This is a genomic window from Microbacterium sp. CJ77 (genome assembly GCF_002911615.1).
Classification (GTDB): Bacteria; Actinomycetota; Actinomycetes; order Actinomycetales; family Microbacteriaceae; genus Microbacterium.
Window position 1 is genome coordinate 711,824 of the sequence record NZ_PQBR01000006.1, and the last position, 22,281, is coordinate 734,104.

Annotated in this window: 17 protein-coding genes; all 17 read left to right on the plus strand. The window is 70.3% G+C overall.

The window, feature by feature from the left end; all coding sequences use genetic code 11:
• Positions 1-22: 22 nt before the first annotated feature.
• The 17 genes from C2868_RS04125 to C2868_RS04205 all read left to right on the plus strand — a co-directional run bounded on the left by C2868_RS04125 (position 23) and on the right by C2868_RS04205 (position 22,240).
• Positions 23-919, plus strand: coding sequence for a glutamate ABC transporter substrate-binding protein (locus C2868_RS04125; RefSeq protein ID WP_100811233.1), 897 nt, complete (start codon positions 23-25; stop codon positions 917-919).
• Between the two features lie 76 nt (positions 920-995).
• Entirely contained in the window at positions 996-1,643 is a 648-nt protein-coding gene (locus tag C2868_RS04130; RefSeq protein ID WP_100811232.1) for an amino acid ABC transporter permease, read from the plus strand.
• Positions 1,640-2,563 carry an amino acid ABC transporter permease gene (locus C2868_RS04135; RefSeq protein WP_100811394.1) on the plus strand — a complete coding sequence of 308 codons (924 nt, stop codon included), beginning with the start codon at positions 1,640-1,642 and terminating at the stop codon, positions 2,561-2,563. Before C2868_RS04130 ends, C2868_RS04135 begins: the two co-directional genes overlap by 4 nt.
• Positions 2,564-2,614: 51 nt before the next feature.
• Positions 2,615-3,655: a phenylalanine--tRNA ligase subunit alpha gene (pheS, locus tag C2868_RS04140; RefSeq protein ID WP_100811231.1), complete on the plus strand. Its 1,041-nt coding sequence runs from the start codon at positions 2,615-2,617 to the stop codon at positions 3,653-3,655.
• Positions 3,655-6,201 (plus strand): phenylalanine--tRNA ligase subunit beta, encoded by a 2,547-nt coding sequence (gene pheT / locus C2868_RS04145; protein WP_100811230.1) that lies wholly within the window; start codon positions 3,655-3,657, stop codon positions 6,199-6,201. The genes pheS and pheT overlap by 1 nt, the downstream gene beginning before the upstream one ends.
• A gap of 332 nt (positions 6,202-6,533) precedes the next feature.
• Entirely contained in the window at positions 6,534-9,407 is a 2,874-nt protein-coding gene (locus C2868_RS04150; RefSeq protein ID WP_100811229.1) for an MMPL family transporter, read from the plus strand.
• Positions 9,404-11,236 (plus strand): YhgE/Pip domain-containing protein, encoded by a 1,833-nt coding sequence (locus C2868_RS04155; protein WP_100811228.1) that lies wholly within the window; start codon positions 9,404-9,406, stop codon positions 11,234-11,236. Before C2868_RS04150 ends, C2868_RS04155 begins: the two co-directional genes overlap by 4 nt.
• Before the next feature lie 214 nt (positions 11,237-11,450).
• A complete protein-coding gene (locus C2868_RS04160; RefSeq protein WP_100811227.1) occupies positions 11,451-12,440 on the plus strand; it encodes an NAD-dependent epimerase/dehydratase family protein in 990 nt (329 codons plus the stop codon).
• Positions 12,441-12,706: 266 nt separating this feature from the next.
• Positions 12,707-13,777 (plus strand): N-acetyl-gamma-glutamyl-phosphate reductase, encoded by a 1,071-nt coding sequence (gene argC / locus C2868_RS04165; protein ID WP_100811226.1) that lies wholly within the window; start codon positions 12,707-12,709, stop codon positions 13,775-13,777.
• A complete protein-coding gene (gene argJ / locus C2868_RS04170; protein ID WP_100811225.1) occupies positions 13,774-14,931 on the plus strand; it encodes a bifunctional glutamate N-acetyltransferase/amino-acid acetyltransferase ArgJ in 1,158 nt (385 codons plus the stop codon). The genes argC and argJ overlap by 4 nt, the downstream gene beginning before the upstream one ends.
• Positions 14,928-15,851 (plus strand): acetylglutamate kinase, encoded by a 924-nt coding sequence (gene argB, locus C2868_RS04175; RefSeq protein WP_100811224.1) that lies wholly within the window; start codon positions 14,928-14,930, stop codon positions 15,849-15,851. Before argJ ends, argB begins: the two co-directional genes overlap by 4 nt.
• Positions 15,848-17,119, plus strand: coding sequence for an acetylornithine transaminase (locus C2868_RS04180; protein ID WP_100811223.1), 1,272 nt, complete (start codon positions 15,848-15,850; stop codon positions 17,117-17,119). Before argB ends, C2868_RS04180 begins: the two co-directional genes overlap by 4 nt.
• Positions 17,116-18,039, plus strand: coding sequence for an ornithine carbamoyltransferase (gene argF, locus C2868_RS04185; RefSeq protein ID WP_100811222.1), 924 nt, complete (start codon positions 17,116-17,118; stop codon positions 18,037-18,039). Before C2868_RS04180 ends, argF begins: the two co-directional genes overlap by 4 nt.
• Before the next feature lie 13 nt (positions 18,040-18,052).
• A complete protein-coding gene (locus C2868_RS04190) occupies positions 18,053-19,225 on the plus strand; it encodes a heparan-alpha-glucosaminide N-acetyltransferase domain-containing protein (RefSeq protein WP_232711209.1) in 1,173 nt (390 codons plus the stop codon).
• Positions 19,222-20,652 (plus strand): argininosuccinate lyase, encoded by a 1,431-nt coding sequence (argH, locus tag C2868_RS04195; protein WP_100811220.1) that lies wholly within the window; start codon positions 19,222-19,224, stop codon positions 20,650-20,652. The genes C2868_RS04190 and argH overlap by 4 nt, the downstream gene beginning before the upstream one ends.
• A 110-nt stretch (positions 20,653-20,762) precedes the next feature.
• Positions 20,763-21,410: a SatD family protein gene (locus C2868_RS04200; protein WP_100811219.1), complete on the plus strand. Its 648-nt coding sequence runs from the start codon at positions 20,763-20,765 to the stop codon at positions 21,408-21,410.
• Entirely contained in the window at positions 21,407-22,240 is an 834-nt protein-coding gene (locus C2868_RS04205) for a hypothetical protein (protein WP_100811218.1), read from the plus strand. The genes C2868_RS04200 and C2868_RS04205 overlap by 4 nt, the downstream gene beginning before the upstream one ends.
• Positions 22,241-22,281 lie beyond the last annotated feature (41 nt).

Here is a 22,281-nt window from a genome sequence, read left to right on the forward strand (position 1 = left end):
ACGAAACCCAGGAGGACAGCACATGCGTAAGTCACGATTCGGAGCACTCGCGATCGTCGGGGTCGCGGCGCTCGCGCTCACGGCCTGTAACAGCGGCACCCCCACCGCAGCCCCCAGCGAGGGCGAAGGGACGGACGAGGGCACCGCCTGGTTCGAGGTCGCGGACGATGTGTCCCTCGAGGGCAGCCCGACGTTCGACCGGATTTCTTCTGACGGCAAGGTCGTCGTCGGTGTGAAGGAAGACCAGCCGGGACTCGGTTACCTCGACGTCGTCACGAGCGAGCGCACGGGATTCGACATCGACATCGCACGCTGGATCGCGGCGTCGCTCGGCGTGGACGAAGACAACATCGAGTTCATCCGCGTGGACTCCTCAGCACGCGAGCAGGCGATCGTGAACGGCGACGTCGACTACTACGTCGGGACGTACTCGATCACCGACAAGCGCAAGGAACTGATCGACTTCGCGGGCCCTTACTTCGTCACGGGCCAGGGCTTGCTCGTCGCCGCGGACAGCGACATCGCGAGCGTCGAGGACCTGAGCGCCGACACGACGGTCTGCTCGGCAACGGGTTCGACGCCGATCCAGAACATCCGGACGAACTACCCGGAGGTGCCGACGCGTGAGTTCAACAGCTATTCCGAGTGCGTCGAGGCGCTCCTCTCAGGTGTCGTCGATGTCGTCACGACGGACGAAGCGATCCTGATCGGCTACGCGGCTCAGGACCCCGAGAACCTCAAGGTCGTCGGTGAGCCGTTCAGCGAGGAGCGCTACGGCGTCGGCCTGACCAAGGGCGACACCGCGCTGCAAGAGCACATCAACACGCTCTTCACCGACGGAGGCGAGATCTGGCAGGCGATCTTCGACAAGAACCTCGGTTCGTCGGGCATTGAGGTCGAGCAGCCCACGGTCGACTAGTTCGCCGCGGGGGCGGGTCTCGACGACCCGCCCCCGCAATCCTCTCGTTGCTCGAGGTACCAGGAAGGACGGACGCATGGGCGTCATCTTCGATCACCTCCCCATCTGGGTTGAGGCGATGCGCAACACCCTGATCCTCTTCTTCGGGGGCGGGATTCTCGCGCTGATCCTCGGAACGATCGTCGGGGCTGCCCGCGTCTCGCCCGTACCGATCGCGCGGGCCGTGGGAACGGTCTACGTCAACACCGTTCGCAACACCCCCCTCACGCTGGTCTTCTTCTTCTTCGCGTTCGGCTACCCCCAGCTCGGCCTGCCAACCCTTGATTTCCTGTATCTGGGCATCCTCGCTCTGGGGCTGTATACCGCCACCTACGTGGCCGAGGTGCTGCGCTCGGGCATCAATACGGTGCCCGTGGGCCAAGCCGAGGCGGCCCGGGCGATCGGCCTCCCGTTCTCGCAGGTCATGGGGTACGTGGTCCTCCCGCAGGCGTTCCGATCTGTCGTGCCACCGCTGATGAGCGTGCTCATTGCCCTCCTGAAGAACACGACCGTCGCGGCGGGCTTCTCGGTCGCCGAACTCGGCCGCATCCGTGCCGTCATGAGCGAGCAGGGCGAGAACGCCCTCGTCGTGCTGCTCTGGGTCGCGGCGATCTTCGTGGCGCTGGTGTTCCTGCTCTCGTGGCTCCAGCGAACTCTCGAGAACCGATGGAGGATCGCGCGATGACCTCCGTGCTCTACGACGTGCCCGGACCGCGCGCAGTTCTGCGCAACCGGCTGATCGGCGCTGCCACCGTCCTGATCATCCTGGGGCTCATCGGTTTCGTGGTCTACCGTTTCGCGGTCACGGGTCAGTTCTCGGCCGAGAAGTGGTACGTCTTCTCGTTCTCCGCGGTCTGGGTGCAGATCGCCGAGGCCACGGGGCGCACGCTGGCGGCCTTCGCCGCCGCGGGGGCGCTCGCGGTGCTGCTGGGATTCGTGCTCGCCATCGGGCGCCTGTCGGATCACGCCTGGATCCGCGTTCCCGTGATGGCCGTCGTCGAGGTCTTCCGGGCGATACCGGTCCTCGTGCTCATGCTGTTGATGTACTACGGGCTTCCCGTGGTCGGCATCAACGTCGAGGTCTACTGGGCGGTCGTCATCCCGCTCATGGTCTACAACGGGTCTGTCCTGTCCGAGGTTCTGCGGGCGGGCGTCGAGGCGCTGCCTCGCGGACAGGGCGAGGCAGCGTACGCCATCGGCCTGCGCAAGAGCGGCGTCATGGCGTTCGTGCTGCTGCCGCAGGCGGTGCGCTCGATGCTGCCCGTGATCATCGCGCAGCTCGTCGTGACGCTGAAGGACACGGCGCTCGGGTTCATCATCACCTACCCCGAGCTCCTGGCCTTCGCGAAGCTCATCGGCAGCCAGGGCACCTATGGACGGCCGATCCTGCAGGCCGGCATCGTCGCGGCCATCATCTACATCGGGCTGTGTCTGTTGCTCTCGGGTATCGCGAAGTGGGTCGAGCTTCGCCTGCGTTCTTCCCCCGGCGTGATCGCGGCCGCGGCCGCCGTCGCGCCTTTGCAGCGCGAGGGTGGCACGAACACCCAGCTGATCGTGGCGCAGCGAGAAGAGGACGTTCAGAAGCGGGACGATCGGGGCGCCTGAAAGACGGGCACGGCCGGGCCCGGGCATCCGGCCCCGGTAGACTCGCGTCTCGTGTCCGACACTCCTGAGATCACCCCTGAAGCCGTGGACGCCGCGGTCGCGGCAGCGCTCGAGGCCATCGCGTCGGCCGGCGACACCACCGCCGTCAAGGCCGCGCGCGCCGCACACGCGGGGGAGGGTTCGCCCCTCGCCCAGCTGAACTCCCGCATGCGCGATGTGCCGAAGGACCAGAAGGCCGAGTTCGGCAAGCTCATGGGCCAGGCCCGCGGACGTGTCGCGCAGGCGCTCGCCGCGCGCGAGGCGGAGCTGGTCGAGGCCGAGACGGCCGCCCGGCTCGAGGCGGAGCGGATCGACATCACCGCTGTGGCGTCCCGGACGCGCGTGGGCGCGAGGCATCCGCTCACCCTGCTGCAGGATCAGGTCAGCGACATCTTCGTCGGCATGGGGTGGGAGATCGCCGAGGGACCCGAGCTCGAGCACGAGTGGTTCAACTTCGACGCCCTCAACTTCGACGTCGACCACCCGGCACGTCAGATGCAGGACACCTTCTTCGTCGACCCGGTCGACCGTCACCTCGTCATGCGCACGCACACGAGCCCCGTGCAGGTCCGCTCGATGCTCGAGCGCGACATCCCGATCTACGTGCTCTGCCCGGGCCGGGTCTACCGCACCGACGAGTTCGACTCGACGCACCTGCCCGTCTTCACGCAGTTCGAGGGGCTCGTGATCGACAAGGGCATCACGATGGCGCATCTCAAGGGCACGCTCGACCACGCCGCGCGCGTTCTGTTCGGGCCCGAGGCGAAGACCCGCTTCCGCGCCAACTACTTCCCGTTCACCGAGCCCTCGGCCGAACTCGACCTCTGGCACCCGACCTTCAAGGGCGGTGCGCGCTGGATCGAGTGGGGCGGCTGCGGAATGGTCAACCCCAACGTCCTCCGGGCCGCGGGCATCGACCCCGAGGTGTACTCGGGCTTCGCGTTCGGGATGGGCATCGAGCGGACGCTGATGTTCCGCAGCGACGTGCAGGACATGCGCGACATGGCCGAGGGCGATGTCCGCTTCAGCGAGCAGTTCGGGATGGTGGTCTGATGCGCGTTCCGCTGTCGTGGTTGCGTGAGTACGTCGATGTGCCGACGGATGCGTCGCCCGAGGACGTGCTCGAAGCTCTCGTGCGCGTCGGGTTCGAAGAGGAGGACGTCCATCGGTTCGAGGTGACGGGTCCCGTCGTCGTCGGCGAGGTGCTCTCGTTCGAAGAGGAGCCGCAGTCGAACGGCAAGACGATCCGCTGGTGTCAGGTGCAGGTCGCGCCGGAGGGCGAGACCGCCGCGGACGGCGGTCCGGCGGTGCACGGCATCGTCTGCGGCGCCGGCAACTTCTTCGTCGGTGACAAGGTCGTCGTGACCCTGCCCGGCGCCGTGCTGCCCGGGCCGTTCCCGATCGCCGCGCGCAAGACCTACGGTCATGTGTCGGACGGCATGATCGCCTCGGCGCGCGAGCTGGGTCTCGGCGACGAGCACGCCGGCATCCTGCGCCTGGCCGAACTGGGCATCGACGCCCCCGTCGGGACCGACGCGATCGCGCTGCTCGGGCTCGACGACGTCGCGGTCGAGATCAATGTCACGCCCGACCGCGGATACGCGCTGTCGATCCGTGGCGTTGCTCGCGAGTATTCGCACTCGACCGGCGCGGCCTTCCGAGACCCGGGCGCGAAGGTGTGGGGCGAGGTCAACCTGACCGACGAGAGCGCCTTCTCCGTCGCGGTCGTCGACGACACCCCGATCCGCGGCCGCGTCGGCGCATCCGAATTCGTGGCGCGCATCGTGCGCGACGTCGACCCGACTCGGCCCACGCCGCCGTGGATGATCGCGCGGCTCACGCTCGCGGGCATCCGCTCGCTCGGCATCCTGATCGACATCACGAACTACGTCATGCTCGAGCTCGGTCAGCCGATCCACGGGTACGACCTCGACAGGCTGCAGGGCGGCATCACGGTGCGCCGCGCGACCGTGGGCGAGAAGCTCGAGACGCTCGACGGCAAGGTGCGCGACCTCAGCCCGGAAGACCTGCTAATCACCGACGAGTCGGGCCCGATCGGACTCGCCGGCGTGATGGGCGGCGGTACGACCGAGATGACGGATGCCACGCGCAACGTCCTGATCGAGGCGGCGACGTTCGACACGGTCACGATCGCGCGCACGGCCCGACGGCACAAGCTGCCGTCCGAGGCATCCCGCCGCTTCGAGCGCGGTGTCGACCCCGCGATCCCGTTCGTCGCGGCGGCGCGGGTTGCCGAACTGATGGTCGAACTCGCGGGCGGGACCGACACCCGCGCGGGCGGCGCGCTGATGCATGCCTACTCGGCCCCCGCGATCGAACTGCCGCGTGGGTTCGTCTCCTCCGTCATCGGTGTGGAGTACGCCCCGGAACAGATCCGCGCGGCGCTCGAGATGATCGGGTGCGACGTGCGGGAACGCGAGTCTGACGACCTCGTGACGCCGCCGACGTGGCGCCCGGACCTGACCGACAAGTGGACGCTCGCCGAAGAGGTCGCGCGTATCGAGGGGTACGACCAGATCCCGTCGGTGCTGCCGACCCCGCCGTCGGGCCGCGGTCTGACCGAGGCTCAGCAGGGCCGTCGTCGTGTCGCGAACGCGCTCGCCGCGGCCGGCTTCGTCGAGACCCCGTCGTTCCCGTTCACGACCGAGGCCCTGAACGACTTGCACGGCTCGGCATCCGGCGAGCACCTGCCGAGCATCAAGCTCGCGAACCCTCTCGACGGCCAGGCGCCTTTCCTGCGCCGTTCGCTCGTGCCCGCGCTGCTGCAGGTCGCGCATCGCAACCTCTCGCGCGGCCTCACGGACCTGACGATCTTCGAGACGGACAGCGTGTTCGCGCCCGAGCCCGGGGTCGAGTACGGCACGTCGTTCGTGCCGCCGCTCGCCGAGCGTCCGAGCGACGACGTGCTGGCCGAGCTGAACGCGTCGATCCCGCCCCAGCCCCGGCACGTCGCGGTTCTGCTGACCGGCAACCTCGCGCCCAAGCAGCCCGGCCGTGCAGCCGAGCCCGCCGATCTGGGTGCGGCGCTCGACGCCGTGCGCGTCATCGCGGCGGCGGCCGGCGTCTCGATCGACGTAGCCCAGGGCGCTCGGGCTGCTCTGCACCCGGGCCGAACCGGTGTGCTGTCGGTGGACACCCCCGATCAGACGCGTGTCGAGGTCGGATACGTCGGTGAACTGCTGCCGGCGGTGGCCGAGGCATCCGATCTTCCCGGTCGCGTGATCGTCGCGGAGCTGAACCTCGACCTGCTGCTCTCGCTCGTGTCGTCGCGTGTCGTCGCGGCGTCGCTGTCGGGGTTCCCCGCGGCGACGCAGGATGTCTCGCTCGTCGTGGGCGCGGACGTTCCCGCCGCCGAGGTGCGCGCCGCACTCGCGCAGGGTGCGGTGGAGTTGCTCGAGTCGGTGCGGCTGGTCGACGACTACCGCGGCACGGGGGTGCCCGAGGGGTCGAAGAGCCTCACGTTCGCACTGCGCTTCCGGGCTCCCGACCGCACGCTCACGGCCGCGGAGGCGTCCGACGCCAAGCTCGCGGGTGTCGCCGTGGCCGCCGAGCGCTTCGGCGCCAGCATCCGCGACTGACGCGTCGGCCCGGCTGTCGCCGCGGAGGACCGCGGTGCTCAGCCGGACAGTACTCCGGAACAACCGCGGCCACCCTCATCGGCATCCGCGGAAAGACGGGCTCTCCGCTGTTCAGAGCCGAGATCTTCCGGAGTTGTGTCCGCGGATCATGCGGACGCGTCTGCCTCGGGCATCCAACGCCCCGCTGTTCCGATCGCTGCCACAGCGAGGCATCCGACCCGAGACGACCCGCCACGCGCGGGGTGTCTCATCGACACCGTGCTGTTCTGCCAGAGTAGTCCCGATGGGGTCGTGGGGGGTCGGGCTGAGCCCGGGATGAGGAGTCGTCGGAGATGTCCTCCGTTCTCTATCGAATAGGTCGATTCTGCGCCCGACGGCGGTGGTGGGTGCTGGCCGCGTGGCTCATCCTGGCCGTCGGTGGTGGCACCGCGGCCGCAGCGCTCGGCAACCACCTGCAGTCCTCCTTCGACATCCCCGGCACTCAGGCCCAGGCCGCGCTCGACACCCTGGAGCAGCGTTTTCCGCAGCTGAGCGGCGCGAGCGGACGTGTCGTGGTCGTCGCCCCGAACGGATCCGCGATCTCGGACGAGGCGGATGCCATCGGCGCGGCCTGCGAGAGCCTGGCCGTCGTCGCGGGGGTGACGAACGTCGGATGCCCGTATCCGATGCCAGCGAGCGGTTCCTCTCCCGCGGGCACGGGCGTCGCCGACCAGGTGTCGTCGGAGGGGCGGATGGCGTTCATCGCCGTGCAGCTCTCGGACGCCGCCGATGCGATTCCGGCCAGTCTGGTCACTGCGGTCGACGAGGCGACGGCGCCGCTGACCCAGGCCGGTCTGCAGGTGGCGGTTTCGGGGATCGTGCCGACCGCCGCATCCGGCGTCGATTGGACGGAGCTGGTCGGGATGGCGATCGCGTACGTCGTGCTGGCCGTGACCTTCGGCTCGCTGCTGGCCGCCGGGATGCCGCTCATCACCGCGGCGATCGGCGTCGGCGTCGCGACGAGCTCGATCACGATCGTCGCAGCCTTCGCGCCGGTGCAGGCCACCGCTCCCGTGCTTGCGACGATGCTGGGCCTCGCGGTGGGGATCGACTACGCGCTGCTCATCACGTCGCGGCATCGTGGCAACCTCCGGCAGGGCATGGCGGTCGCCGAATCCGTCGCCGTGGCGATCGCGACGGCGGGAACGGCGGTCGTCTTCGCGGGCCTGACCGTCATGATCGCCCTGCTGGGGCTCGCGGTCGCGGGCATCCCGTTTCTGACGGTCATGGGGCTCGGCGCCGCCGCGGCCGTGCTCTGCGCGTTGGCGGTGGCCGTCACGCTCCTCCCGGCGATCCTGACCCTGTGCGGCCGGCGACTCATCCCGAAGCCGCGGCGGAAGCGCGCGGAGCGGACGGGGAAAGCCGAGCCGGATGCGCGGAAGCGGGGCCCCGCGTGGGCGCGGATCGCGACGCGGGCGCCGCTCGCCACCGCGGCGATCGTCGTGGTCGTGCTGCTCGCCCTGGCCGTGCCGGCCGCGGGGATGCGGTTGACGCTTCCGGATGCCGGGTACGACCCGGCGGGCTCACCGCCGCGCGTCGCCTACGACCTGCTGGACGAGGGGTTCGGTCCGGGATTCAACGGCCCCTTGCTGATCACGTCGGACATCTCCCGCACGCTCGATGTCGAGCAGGCGCTCGACGCCCTCGACGGCGAGTTCGGGTCGGTCGAGGGCGTCGCCACGACGTCGCAGGCGTTCCCCAACGAGGCGCTCGACCTCGCGGTGCTGACGATCACCCCCACCAGCGCGCCGAGTTCGGCTGAGACGGGCGACCTCGTGCAGCGGCTGCGCGACCTGGCGCCGGCCTTCGAGACCGCGCACGGTTTCGGGTTCCAGGTCACGGGTGAGACGGCGCTCGCCATCGACATCTCCGACCGGTTGGGCGCGGCGCTCCTGCCGTTCGCCCTTGTCGTCGTCGGGCTGTGCCTGCTGCTGCTGATGATCATGTTCCGCTCGATCGCGGTTCCCGTGACGGCGACGTTCGGCTACCTGCTGACGGTGGGTGCCGCGCTCGGCGTGTCGACGGCCGTCTTCGAGTGGGGGTGGGCGGCTGACCTGCTCGGCGTCGGGAAGGTGGGCCCGGTGATCAGCTTCATGCCGATCCTGGTGATGGCCGTGCTGTTCGGCCTGGCGATGGATTACCACGTCTTCCTCGTCTCGCGGATGCGTGAGCGCTACGCGGCGACGGGGGATGCCCGGGCATCCGTGCTCGAGGGGTTCTCGGCCTCCGCGCGCGTGGTGACGGCCGCGGCCCTCATCATGTTCTCCGTCTTCTTCTCCTTCGTCCCCGGGGGCAACGCCATCATCCAGCCGATCGCCCTCGCGCTGGCGGTGGGTGTGCTGATCGACGCGTTCGTCGTGCGGATGACCCTGGTGCCGGCTCTCATGGCGCTGCTCGGCGACCGCGCGTGGTGGCTGCCACGCGGGCTCGCGCGCGTGTTGCCCGATGCCGACATCGAGGGCGACGCGGTGCAGCGGATGCTCGCCCAGCGCACGTGGCGGGACGGTGACGAGCAGCGAGCTGAGGGTGTGCACGCGCAGGATGCCTCCTTCGGGGGCCTCGAGCCCGCATCATTCGGCGTACCCGCGCGTGCGGTGCTGCTGGTGCGGGGCGAGCACGCCGACCGGGTGAGCGCCGTGCTGGCGGGGAGGTCCGGCGACGTCGAGGGCTCCGTGGCCGTGCAGGGTCGTCTGCTGCCGTTCGAGCGGCGTGCGCTGGCGGCGCGGAGTGCCCACGTCGAGATGGCGTCCCCCGCCGTGGACGCCGAGTCCGTCGGCGAGTACCTGAAGGGGATGCTGCGCCTGAACGGTGTCTCGCGTCGCGAACTGCCCGCACGCACACACGATGCCGCGCGGGCCTTCGACGCCCTCATCGACGTCGTCGGCGCACCCGTGGGTGCCGAGACGGGACCCGAGACCCTCGTCGCGCGGCTGGACGATGCCGGGCGGTGGGCGCTCGCCGTGGCGGTCGCGCTGTCGTCCGGCCTGCCGCTCGTCGTGGTCGACCTGCGCGGGAGATCGCCGCAGGTCGTGGCCGCGGTGCTGGGCCGGCTGGACGCGCCGGCGACGGCCGTGCTCGCGGTCGACGACGAGCTCGTGCCGGTCACCGATCGCGTCGTCGTCTCGGTGCGCGTCGATGCCGCCGCACTCGAGAGGAGTCGCTCGTGACCAGCTTCTGGAGCCTCGTCCCCGCTCCCGCCGGATCCCGTCGGCGTGCCGCGGCCATCATCGTGCTCGCCGTGGCCGCTCCGCTGATCATCCTGCTCACGATGCTGCCGCACCGCAGCGACGAGACGCTGTCGGCCGCGATCGTGAATCTCGACACACCGATCGAGCAGGCCGGAGAACCCGTGGCGGCGGGCAAGCTGCTCACCGAGAACCTTCTGACGAGCCCGGACGGCCTGACCTGGACGCTGACGGACGCGAGTACGGCGTCGGCGGGACTGACCGACGGCAGCTTCCAGGCGATCGTGACGATCCCCGCCGACTTCTCCCAGAACGTCGCGACGCTCGGCTCGGCTGACCCGACGGTGGCTCAGCTGCAGGTGCAGACCAGCACGCGCCACGGCTTCGTCGAGGGAAGGGTTGCGGACGCGGTCGCTGCCGGGTTGCCCCGCGGTGTCGCGGCCGAGTTGACCTCGGGGTACGTCGCCGGCACTCTGGGCGCTTTCGCGGAGCTGTCGGGATCGCTCGGGCAGGCGGCATCCGGTGCGAAAGAACTGACCTCGGGTATCGAGGGCGCGGGCGAGGGCGCCGGCGGGATCGAGGCGGGCAGCTCCGACCTGGCCGCCGGGATCGGCGAGATCGCGCGGATCCTCGACGCCCTGCCCCAGGGCGCGCGGGACCTGGGCACCCTCAGCGGAGCCGCATCGGCCGACACCGCAGCTCTCGCGGCGTCCGTGGCGGCCGAGGCCCTCGTCGCGGAAGAACTTGCTCTCGCGCAGGATCTCGGTGTGGCCGAGCTGGATGCGATCGCGGCGCTCATCGCGCTCGACCCCGCGCGGCCGGCGGGGGACCTCCTCGCCGACATCACGGCCCTGCGGGCGCAGGCCGCGGCCGCCGCCGCGCGGCTGCAGACGCACGCCGGCGCCCTGGCGGGAGACTCCGTCGATGCGGCGGCCGTCGCGATCGGTGCGGGAGCGCTCGCCGAAGTCGCGGCACCCGTCGCTGTCGGACTCGGGCAGCTCGCCCAGGCCGAGGCGGAGGCCGCTGCGGGGGCGCGCGCCCTGGCCGAGGGAGCCGGCGAACTGCGGGCGGGACTCGGAGAACTGGCGACCGGATCGGGAGCGCTCGCATCGGGACTCGACACCGCCGCCGCGGACATCCCCGCGTACTCCGCAGATCAGCAGAAGACGATCGCGGGGGTCGTCGCCGATCCCATCGGCGTAGACACGGCCTCGGTCGGGGGTCCCTCCAGCGCCCGCGCGGCGGCCGTGGCGGCACTCGTGCCCGTCGCGCTCTGGTTAGGTGCGCTCGCGACCTCGCTCGTGGTGGCTCCGTTCTCGCGCGCGGCGCTCGGCACGCCCGCCTCGGCCCGTCGCATCGCGGGGCAGGCGGCGATCGTCGGTGCCGTGGTCGGGATCGTCCAGGCCCTGCTGGTCTGGGTCGGTGTGGCGCTCCTGGGTGTCGCGCCCGATCGCATGGCCGTCGCGTTCGCGCTCTCGATCGTGATGTCGGTGTGCTTCGCTCTCGTGCACCAGGCGCTCTGCGGTCTGCTCGGTCGGGCGGGGCTGGTCGTCTCGGTCGTCGCGCTCGGTGTGCAGGTCGTCGCGGCGGGCATCGCCGGACCGGTGCCGGCGGATTCGATCGCCGCGGGGCCGCTCGCGCTGCTGCCGCTCAGCCTCGGGCTGCAGGGCACGCAAGCCCTGCTCGGCGGTTCGCTGCATGCCGTGCTGCAGGCGGCGATCGGCCTCGTGATCTGGGCGGGTGTCGCGGCCCTCGGTGCTGTCGCGGCGGTCGCGCGGGCCCGCGCATCCGTCGTTCCGTCGAAGGCCTAGGGCGCGGGCTGTCGGGAGGCTTTCACGGCGAGTCGCCGGACAGTACTCCGGATGAAGGAGGCGCGGTACGTGAGGCACCCGCGGAATGGCGCGCCCGGGCGTGGGACGGAGCCCGATTCATCCGGAATACTGTCCGCCGCCACGGCTTGCCGTCGGCGACAACGTCGCATTCGGACCCGTCGCGTCGGCGGCGCACGTCTGATGGGATGAACGGATGACCGACGTTCTGATTCTCGGTGGCACCGGATGGCTCAGCGGCGCGATCGCGCGACGGTGGGTGGATGCCGGGGCATCCGTCACCTGCCTCGCCCGCGGTGCGCGGCCTGCGCCGCCGGGTGCAGAACTGGTGGTCGCGGACCGCGCGGATCCCGGTGCCTATACCGCGGTGACGGGCCGCGACTGGGACGAGGTCGTCGAGATCTCGTCCATCCCCGACCACGTCGCCGCGGCGGTGGACGGCCTCGTGACGCGGGCCCGGCATTGGACATACGTCTCGTCCGTGTCCGCATACGCGAGCAACGTCGAGGTCGGTGCGGACGAGAGCGCGCCGCTCAGCGAACCCGCGGCGCCCGGTACGCCCGAGGACGAGTACGACTACTCGCGCGCGAAGGCCGCGGCCGAGGCATCCGTCCGCTCCGTGCTCGGCGACCGTGCCGCGATCGTGCGCCCCGGGCTGATCGTCGGGCCGGGCGACCCCACGGACCGCTTCGGGTACTGGGTGGGGCGTTTCGCTCTCGCGGGCGACGGCGCGGTCCTCGCGCCTCCGCTGGAGGCGGCCCGCGCCCAGGTGATCGACGTCGACGACCTGACCGACTTCGTCGTCGCGCGCGGCATGGACGGATGGCACGGCACCGCCAACGCGGTGGGGGAGTCGGTGCCCCTCGGTGGGATGCTCGCGCTCGCCCGCGAGGTCGCCGGGCACACCGGGGCACTCGTCGAGGCCGACGGCGAGTGGCTCACCGCGCAGGGCGTCGCGCCCTGGGCGGGCCCGCGTTCGCTTCCGCTGTGGTTGCCACCGGGCATGCCCGGATTCATGACGCGCTCGAATGGAGCCTACCTCGCGGCGGGTGGCCGGCTCCGGAGCATCCGGAACACCCTCGAGCGGGCGCTCTGGGCCGAACGGGCGCGGGGTCTGGACCGCGAACGGCTTGCGGGCATGACCCGTGCGGACGAACTCGCGCTGCTCGCCGACCTCGCGCGCTGACGCTCGCCCGCGCGGCCCCGCGGATTTGCGGATGCTGAGTCCCGGCCGCTATCGTCGGCCCATGCCTTCGGCCGCCACCCAGCTCGAGACGCTCCCCGTGAGCCTCGCCGGTGCGCGCCGACGTCGGGACGGACGCCGACTCTAGGCGACCCCGCGCTCCCCGCTTCGGCGGGTCGAGCGGAGGGTGTCGCCGTCGGTAACCAGCGCGTCATCCCGCGCCCCGCTCCGAGCGGGGGTCGCATCGTCCCAGACCCTAAGGTTGAACCATGCCCTATCAGGTAGCCGTCTCCGGCGCCTCCGGCTATGCCGGCGGCGAATTGTTGCGCCTTCTGGCGGCGCATCCGGATGTCGTCATCCGCACCGTGACCGCGCACTCCAACGCGGGGCAGCCCCTTGTCGCGCACCAGCCGCACCTGCGCTCGCTCGCTCACCTCACACTGCAAGAGACGACGCCCGAGACGCTCGCCGGTCACGACATCGTGTTCTTGGCCCTGCCCCATGGGCAGTCGGGGCAGTACACCGACGCGCTCGCCGATACTCCGCTCGTGATCGACTGCGGCGCCGATCACCGGCTCGAATCCGTCAGCGCCTGGGACCACTTCTACGGCGGCGACTTCCATGAAGCCTGGACGTACGGCGTGCCCGAGTTGCCGGTCGACGGCGGAACGCAACGGGACCGGATCGTCGGGGCCACCCGGATCGCGGCGCCCGGATGCAACGCCTCGACAGTGAGCCTCAGCCTCGCGCCGGGCGTCGCGGCCGGGGTCATCGATCCATCCGACATCGTGAGCGTTCTGGCCGTCGGTCCGAGCGGTGCGGGCAAGAGCCTGAAGACCAACCTGCTCGCGAGCGAGATCCTCGGGTCCGCCAACCCCTACGCGGTGGGCGGCACGCACCGGCACATCCCCGAGATCCGGCAGGCGCTCGCCGCAGCGCGGTCCGCATCGACCGCGCCGGAAACCGCGGACGAAGGCATCCGGATCTCGTTCACACCCGTCATCGTGCCGATGGCACGGGGCATCCTCGCGACGAGCTCGGCCCCCATCGCGCCGGGCGCGACCGACGCGGACATCCGCGGCGCGTGGGAGGCGGCGTACGGGAACGAGACGTTCGTGCAGCTCCTGCCCGAAGGCGACTTCCCCCGCACGGCCGACGTTCTCGGCGCCAACACGGCGCTCATGGGCCTCGCGATCGACCGCGCCGCGAACCGGGTCGTCGTCGTGACCGCGCTCGACAACCTCGTGAAGGGCACCGCGGGCGCCGCGATCCAATCGATGAACATCGCCCTCGGCCTTCCCGAGGCCACGGGCCTGACCGTGAACGGAGTGGCGCCGTGAGCGTGACCGCACCCCAGGGCTTCGAGGCGGCCGGAGTCGTCGCGGGGCTGAAATCGACGGGCAAGCCGGATGTCGCGGTCGTCGTCAACCGCGGACCCCTCAAGGTCGGCGCGGCCGTCTTCACGAGCAACCGCGCCAAGGCCAACCCGATCCTCTGGTCCGAGCAGGCCGTGAAGGACGGCGTCGTCGAGGCGATCGTCCTCAACTCGGGCGGCGCCAACTGCTTCACGGGCAGCTTCGGCTTCCAGACCACGCACCAGACGGCCGAGAAGGCCGGCGAACTGCTCGACGTCAGCTCGGGCGACATCCTGATCTGCTCGACCGGCCTGATCGGCACGGGCGACGAGGTCTTCCGCGCCAAGGTCCTCGACGGCACCGAGAAGGCGATCGCAGCGCTCACGGCAGACGGAGGAGAGGACGCATCCCTCGCCATCATGACGACCGACTCGCGTCCCAAGCGCACGGTGGTGCAGGGCGACGGATGGTCGATCGGCGCCATGGCCAAGGGTGCCGGGATGCTCGCGCCCGGACTCGCGACGATGCTCGTCGTCATCACGACCGACGCCGTGCTGACCTCGGCACAGGCCGACGCGCACCTCCGCGCGGCGACGCGGGTGAGCTTCGACCGACTCGATTCGGACGGCTGCATGTCGACCAACGACCAGGTCACGCTCATGGTCAGCGGCGCCTCGGGCATCACGCCCGACCCCGCGGGTTTCGGCGCAGCACTCCGCGAGGTGTGCACGAACCTCGCGACCCAGCTGCAGGGCGACGCCGAGGGCGCGAGCCACGACATCACGATCGAGGTCACCGGCGCGGCATCCGAAGAAGACGCTGTCGCCGTCGGCCGGTCGGTCGCCCGGAACAACCTCTTCAAGGCCGCGATCTTCGGCAACGACCCCAACTGGGGCCGTGTGCTCGCCGCTATCGGAACGACGGATGCCGCGTTCGACCCGTACGACGTCGATGTCAGCATGAACGGCGTCCGCGTCTGCACGCGGGGCGGCCCCGACCGCCCGCGCGAAGAGGTGGATCTCGCCCCGCGGGCGACCCACGTCGGCATCGACCTCCGGGTCGGCGACGCCCACGCGACGATCTGGACCAACGATCTGACGCACGACTACGTCCACGAGAACAGCGCGTACTCCTCATGACCGACACGACGGACACGACCGAGAGCGCCATCCAGGACACCAGTCCGGAAGAGGCGGCAGCCAAGGCCGGCGTGCTGATCGAGTCGCTGCCGTGGCTGAAGACCTTTCGCGACCAGATCATCGTGATCAAGTACGGCGGCAACGCCATGATCTCGGAAGAGCTGCAGGAGAGCTTCGCCGAGGACATCGCTTACCTCCGCTTCGTCGGCGTGAAGCCGGTCGTCGTGCACGGTGGGGGCCCGCAGATCTCGGCAATGCTCGACCGGCTCGCGATCCCGAGCGAGTTCAAGGGCGGCTACCGCGTCACGAACACCGAGGCGATCTCGGTCGTGCGCATGGTCCTGACCGGCCAGATCAACCCGCAGCTCGTCGGACGCATCAACGCGCACGGACCGTTCGCGAGCGGGTTGAGCGGCGAGGACGCCGGACTGTTCGGCGGACGCCGCCGCGGTGTGACGATCGAGGGCGTCGAGCACGATCTCGGCAACGTCGGCGATGTCGTCGAGGTCGATCCGACCGCGATCCACGATCACCTCGAGGCGGGACGCATCCCCGTCGTCTCGAGCATCGCCCCCGACCTCGACCGCCCCGGCCAGTCACTCAATGTGAATGCGGATGCCGCGGCATCCGCCCTCGCCGTGGCTCTCGGCGCGGCCAAGCTCATCGTCCTGACGGACGTGCCCGGACTCTACGCCGACTGGCCGAACCGCGATTCGCTCGTCTCGCACCTCACGTCGTCGCGACTGCGTGACATGATGCCGAGCCTCGAGTCGGGCATGATCCCCAAGATGCAGGCGTGCCTCGACGCGGTCGAGGGCGGCGTCAGGACGGCGGCGATCATCGACGGTCGCGTGCCGCACTCGGTACTCGTCGAGGTCTTCACACACAAAGGAATCGGAACAGAGGTGGTGGCGGGATGAGTTGGCAGGATGACGCGGGCAAGGACCTGGTGCGCAGCTTCGGCGATCGGCTCGCGCTGTTCGTCCGCGGCGAGGGGTGTTCGCTGTGGGATGACTCGGGTCGCCGCTACCTCGATTTCCTGGCCGGTATCGCGGTCAATTCGCTCGGGCACGCGCATCCGGTCTTCGTCGAGGCGATCACCACGCAGGCGGCGACGCTCGCGCACGTGTCGAACTACTTCGCGACGCCCCCGCAGCTCGAACTCGCCGCCCGCCTGAAGCGGCTCGCGGGAACGGGTGAGGCGGGACGCGTGTATTTCGGCAACTCCGGCGCCGAGGCCAACGAGGCCGCGTTCAAGCTCGCCCGCCTGCACGGCAAGAAGGCCGGGCTGACGCGCATCCTGACGCTCGAGAACGCGTTCCACGGGCGCACGATGGGCACGCTCGCCATGACGGGTAAGCCCGCCATGCAGGCCGACTTCCTGCCCATGGTCCCCGGCGTCGAACATCTGCCCATGACGGTAGCGGCGCTCGAGGATGCGTTCGCCGCGGGGGGAGTCGCGGCCCTCGTCGTCGAGCCCATCCAGGGCGAGGCCGGCGTCGTGGAACTGCCCGAGGGGTACCTGCGCGCAGCCCGCGAGCTGACGGAGAAGCACGGCGCCCTGCTGATCATCGACGAGATCCAGACGGGTGCGGGACGCACCGGGCGCTGGTTCGGCTTTCAGCACGAGGGCATCACACCTGACGCGATCACGGTCGCGAAGGGGATCGGCGGGGGCTTCCCGATCGGAGCGCTGATCACGTACGGCGACGCGAGCGATCTGTTCTACCCGGGCACGCACGGCTCGACCTTCGGCGGGAACGCCCTCGGCACGGCCGTCGCCGGAGCCGTGCTCGGCGAGATCGAAGGGGCAGGACTCGTCGGGAATGCGGCGTCGCGCGGTCCGGAACTGCGCGACGGCATTGCGGCGCTCGGATCCCCGCTCGTCGCGGGAACGCGCGGTCAGGGACTGCTGATCGGCGTTGCCTTGACGCATCCGGTCGCGAAGGCCGTCGTCGCGGCCGCACAGGAGCACGGCCTGATCGTCAACGCCGCGAACGACGAGACCATCCGGCTCGCGCCGCCCCTGACGATCGGCGACGCCGAGGTCGCCGAGTTCTTCGAGCTCTTCGCCGCGTCGTTGTCCACCGTGGCCGACGCCCTTCTGATCGACGATGCCGCGGATGCCGCATCCGCATCGGCACCCGCACCCGCACCTGAGACAACCCCCACGGAGGTTCCCGCATGACCCGCCACTTCCTGCGCGATGACGACATCACGGCGGCCGAGCAGGCCGAGATCCTCGACCTCGCGATCGAGTTGAAGAAGGATCGCTGGGCGCAGAAGCCGCTCGCGGGCCCCCAGACCGTCGCGGTGATCTTCGACAAGTCCTCGACCCGCACGCGCGTCTCGTTCGCCGTGGGCATCGCCGATCTCGGCGGAACGCCGCTGATCATCACGACCGCGAGCAGCCAGCTCGGCGGTAAAGAGACCCCGGCCGACACGGCGCGCGTGCTCGAGCGCCAGGTCGCCGCGATCGTCTGGCGCACCTACGCGCAGGCAGGGCTGGAACAGATGGCGAAGGACACCCGCGTGCCGGTCGTCAACGCCCTGTCGGACGATTTCCACCCCTGCCAGCTTCTGGCCGACCTGCTCACCATCCGCGAGCACAAGGGCGACCTGAAGGGTCTCACGCTCACCTTCTTCGGTGACGGCAGGAGCAACATGGCGCACTCGTACGTGCTCGCGTGCGCGACCGCCGGCATGCACGTTCGCGTCGCCGCGCCCGAGGACTACTCGCCCCGTGACGACGTCATCGCCGACGCCGACCGCATCGCGGCACAGACGGGCGGGTCGGTCGAGATTCACACCGATCCGCTCGAGGCTGCGGCGGGAGCCGACATCATCGTGACCGACACCTGGGTGTCGATGGGCAAGGAAGAGGAGAAGATCGCGCGCCTGCGTGATCTCGGCGCGTACAAGGTGACGGAAGAGACGATGTCGCTCGCGCGTCCGGACGCGATCTTCATCCACTGCCTGCCCGCCGATCGCGGGTACGAGGTCGATGCGAACGTGATCGATGGCCCGCAGTCCGTCGTCTGGGACGAGGCCGAGAACCGGCTCCACGCGCAGAAGGCTCTGCTGGTGTGGCTATTGCAGCGGGCCTGAGCGAGGTCATCCGTTGAGCGAGCGCAGCGAGGCGAAACGCCCCCTGCTCGCCGAAAACTGGCGCCGTCTGAATGGCCCGCGCCGGATTGCCGGGCTCGATCTCGCGCGCGGTCTGGCCGTCATCGGGATGTTCGCGGCGCACCTGCTGTGGATCGATCCGTTCGACATCGCGGACCTCTCGACCTGGACAGACGTGGTCAACGGGCGTTCATCGATCCTGTTCGCGACGCTCGCGGGAATCTCGATCGCGCTCCTCACCGGCGGACGTACACCGGTGAGCGGCGCGGCGCGGGAGCGGGCATCCGCTCGGCTCGCGCTGCGCGCTCTCTGCATCTGGGTGATCGGTGTGCTGCTGATCCTCACGCAGGTGCCGGTCTACGTGATCCTGCCGGCGTACGCCATCCTGTTCCTGCTGGTGCTGCCGCTGCTGCGTGTGCGACCCGCGTTCCTCTTTGCGTTCGCCGCCCTGCTCGGACTCGTGATGCCCTGGGTGCAGGCCGCGATCATTCAGTTGCCGTTCTGGGACACCGCGCTTGGGGCGGATCTGGGTCTGCTGATCGGCCTCAACTATCCGTTCACGGTCTGGATCGCCTTCGTCGTCGCGGGACTCGGCGTTGGTCGCCTCGATGTGCGGGCACTCCGGACGCAGCTCGCCCTCGTGGTCGTGGGTGCGGCTCTCGCGATCGTGGCGTACACGCTCGCCGCCGTCGCGCCCGCGACGCCGGACACCTATCTCGCGATGGTCTGGACCGCAGATCCGCACTCCGACGGACTGCTCGAGGTGTTCGGCTCGGGGGGCTTCGCGGTCGCGGTGGTCGGCCTCTGCCTGCTGCTCGCCCGACCGTGGTGGCGCGCGCCGGATGGCGGCGAGGCGTGGCTCGGCCCGCTCGGGTGGCTCACCCTGCCCCTGCGCGCCGTCGGTTCGATGCCGCTCACCGCGTACGTCGGTCAGATCGTCGTCTGGTGGGTGCTGCAGCCGGCACCCGAAGCGGGCGAGTCGACGCTCGGGGCCTTCCGGGACACCGATCCGTTCGTGCCTTTCGTGGTCTGGACCGTGGTCGCCTGCACGCTGTGGGCGTTGCTCGTGGGGCGCGGACCCCTCGAGTGGGTGCTCGACCGCGTGTCACGCCTGGCGGGTCCCCGCGGGCCGGCCGCGCTACATGCCGTCGATAGGGTGGACTCGTGAGCAACGACAAGGCGCAGGGTACGAACGAGGGGGCGCTCTGGGGCGCACGATTCGCGGGCGGTCCGTCGCCCGAACTGGCCGCGCTGAGTCGCTCGACGCAGTTCGACTGGGTGCTCGCGCCCTACGACATCGCCGGCTCGAAGGCGCACGCCGCGGCGCTCGCCGCGGCCGGGTATCTCGAGCCGGATGAGCTCGCCGCGATGCACGCCGCCCTCGATGCCCTGGCCGCGGACGTCGCCTCGGGCGCTTTCGTCGCGGCGGAGGCCGATGAGGACGTGCACGGTGCCCTCGAGCGGGGCTTGATCGAGCGGGCGGGTGCCGAACTCGGCGGGCGTCTGCGCGCCGGACGCAGCCGCAACGACCAGATCGCGACGCTCGTTCGGATGTATCTGCTCGACCATGCGACGGTCATCGCCCGGGACATCCTGCGTGTCATCGATGCCCTTGTCTCACAGGCGGAGGCTGCGGGATCCGCGATCATGCCGGGTCGGACGCACCTGCAGCACGCCCAGCCGATCCTGCTCGCCCATCATCTGCAGGCCCACGCCTGGCCGCTCGTACGCGACCTCGAACGCCTGCGCGACTGGCGCGCCCGCGCCGCCGTTTCGCCGTATGGCGGGGGAGCGCTCGCGGGGTCGAGCCTCGGCCTCGATCCTGCACTGGTGGCCCGCGAGCTCGGCCTCGACCGCCCCTCCGAGAACTCGCTCGATGGCACCGCCGCGCGCGATGTGGTCGCGGAGTTCTCGTTCATCGCCGCGATGATCGGCATCGACCTCTCGCGCTTCGCCGAAGAGATCATCCTGTGGAACACGCGCGAGTTCGGCTTCGTGACACTCGACGATGCGTATTCGACAGGTTCGAGCATCATGCCGCAGAAGAAGAACCCGGACATCGCCGAGCTGACGCGGGGCAAGGCGGGGCGCCTGATCGGCGACCTGACCGGTCTGCTCGCCACGCTCAAGGGTCTGCCGCTGGCGTACAACCGCGACCTGCAAGAGGACAAGGAGCCCGTCTTCGACGCGGTCGTGACGCTCGAGGTGCTGCTTCCCGCGATCGCCGGGATGATCGCGACGCTGCGATTCGACACCGAGCGGATGGCTCGGCTCGCCCCCGAGGGTTTCTCGCTCGCGACCGATGTGGCCGACTGGCTCGTGCGTCGGCGCGTGCCGTTCCGCGATGCGCACGAGATCTCGGGCGCGCTGGTGCGCGCGTGCGAGCAGCGCGGTATCGGACTCGAGGATGCCTCGGACGAGCTCTTCGCCGAGGTCTCGCCGTTGCTCACGCCCGACGTACGCGAGGTGCTCACGATCGAGGGTTCCGTCGCGAGCCGCTCCGGGGCAGGCGGTACGGCGCCCGTGCGGGTGACCGAGCAGCGGGCCGAGCTCGTCGCGCGCGCACAGACCGCGAGCCACGCGCTCGGACTCTGAGCCCGAGCGACCGTTCCCGCCTCTCGTGTCGGCCGGCGAGCTCGCGATGATATTGCTCGCAAATAAGCGTTGACCTTATATTCCTGAATAATAAGCGATATGCTTATGGTATGCCCATAGCCGTGATCGCTGACATCATCGGATCTCGTCGTCTTGACGACCGCGAATCCGCTCAACGTACGCTCGACGACGCCATCGCCGCGACGGAGCGCGCCTTCCCCCTCGCCCGGCAGCCCTTCCGCCCCACCGCGGGCGACGAACAACAGGCCGTCTACGACACCCTCGATGCCGCGCTGGCCTCGACGTTGCTGCTGCAGTTGACGCTTCCGGATGCCGTGGCTTTCCGCTTCGGCATCGGGATCGGACCGCTCGCACCCATCCGATCCGCCGCGGGCGAGATTCCCGAGGGGCCGGCGTGGTGGGCGGCGCGCGAGGCCATCGACACCGTTCACGCGAAGCAGCGCCGCGCCGCGCCGAGCGCGCGCGCCTGGGTTGTCGGTGGTGCGGACGAGACTGACGGTATGTCCATGCCCGTGCCGCTCGCCAACGCGTACCTGCTGGCGCGCGACCAGATCGTCACCTCGATGTCGGAACGCACACGCCGACTCACCCTCGGGCGCTGCCTGGATCGGTCGCAGAAGGACCTCGCCCAGAGCGAGGGCATCACGCAGTCCGCCGTCTCTCAGGCGCTCACGGGGGCCGGAGCCTCCGCGATCGTCGAGGGCTTCCACGCGCTGACGCGGCGGGCGGGATCGTGACCCTCACGGGGCTCGTGCTGCTCGCGATCGGTGCGGCAGACCTGGTGCGAGCCTTCGTGCGCGTGTCCATGCCTGGCCGCCGTTGGATCGGGTTCGCGGTCGTGGGACTCGTCGTCATCACGATCGGTGTCTGCGCGGCGGCGCCCCTCGCTATCGTCGTGGCTCTGGTCTCCGCCGGAGTCTGGCTGTGGCTCGTCCCGCACGCGGGCGGCGGCCGGGCCGGCGCCTGGCCCATGATGGCGCTGCTCGTCGTGTGTTTCGGCGGCATTCTGGTCGGTGACGGCCCGCTGGGCGGTGGGGGCGGGGGAGTGCTCACCCAATTGCCACCCCTCGCGTCGCCCCTCGGTCCGCTGTCCGCCGCTGACATGCTCCTCCTCGTGGGAACGGTCGTGTTCTTGCTCGAGTCGGGCAACGTCATCGTGCGCTCCGCTCTCGCGCTCGAGCGCGTCATCCGTCCGCCCGAAGAAGCTGCGATGAGGGATGTCCCGGGTGCAGCACACGACCCCGCCGTGCACGGCCCCGCCGCACCCGTTTCCGTACCGCCTCTTCCGCCACCGCCTCCGGCTGCCCGCGCATCGGCGCTCAAGGGCGGCCGACTGATCGGGCCCCTCGAGCGCCTGCTCGTCTTCGCGCTCACCCTCACCGGTGCCTACACGCTGCTCGCGGCCGTCATCGCGGCGAAGGGCATCGTGCGATTCCCGGAGATCTCGCGCGATGGCGAGAACGGCGACCGCGCCGAGTACTTCCTCGTGGGCAGCATGGTCAGCTGGGTCACGGCCCTCGCGGCGGCCTTCCTCGTGTGGTGGGTGCTCGGATCCGGCGGCGCGTGAACATCGCCGACCACGCCCGTCCGGGCGTCCGGCGGGCCGCT

Excerpts from the sequence above, each read along its gene's own strand:
- C2868_RS04125 (WP_100811233.1), top strand. The coding sequence starts at position 23 with ATGCGTAAGTCACGATTCGGAGCACTCGCGATCGTCGGGGTCGCGGCG.
- C2868_RS04130 (WP_100811232.1), top strand. The coding sequence starts at position 996 with ATGGGCGTCATCTTCGATCACCTCCCCATCTGGGTTGAGGCGATGCGC.
- C2868_RS04135 (WP_100811394.1), top strand. The coding sequence starts at position 1,640 with ATGACCTCCGTGCTCTACGACGTGCCCGGACCGCGCGCAGTTCTGCGC.
- pheT (WP_100811230.1), top strand. The coding sequence starts at position 3,655 with ATGCGCGTTCCGCTGTCGTGGTTGCGTGAGTACGTCGATGTGCCGACG.
- C2868_RS04150 (WP_100811229.1), top strand. The coding sequence starts at position 6,534 with ATGTCCTCCGTTCTCTATCGAATAGGTCGATTCTGCGCCCGACGGCGG.
- C2868_RS04160 (WP_100811227.1), top strand. The coding sequence starts at position 11,451 with ATGACCGACGTTCTGATTCTCGGTGGCACCGGATGGCTCAGCGGCGCG.
- argC (WP_100811226.1), top strand. The coding sequence starts at position 12,707 with ATGCCCTATCAGGTAGCCGTCTCCGGCGCCTCCGGCTATGCCGGCGGC.
- argB (WP_100811224.1), top strand. The coding sequence starts at position 14,928 with ATGACCGACACGACGGACACGACCGAGAGCGCCATCCAGGACACCAGT.
- C2868_RS04180 (WP_100811223.1), top strand. The coding sequence starts at position 15,848 with ATGAGTTGGCAGGATGACGCGGGCAAGGACCTGGTGCGCAGCTTCGGC.
- argF (WP_100811222.1), top strand. The coding sequence starts at position 17,116 with ATGACCCGCCACTTCCTGCGCGATGACGACATCACGGCGGCCGAGCAG.
- C2868_RS04200 (WP_100811219.1), top strand. The coding sequence starts at position 20,763 with ATGCCCATAGCCGTGATCGCTGACATCATCGGATCTCGTCGTCTTGAC.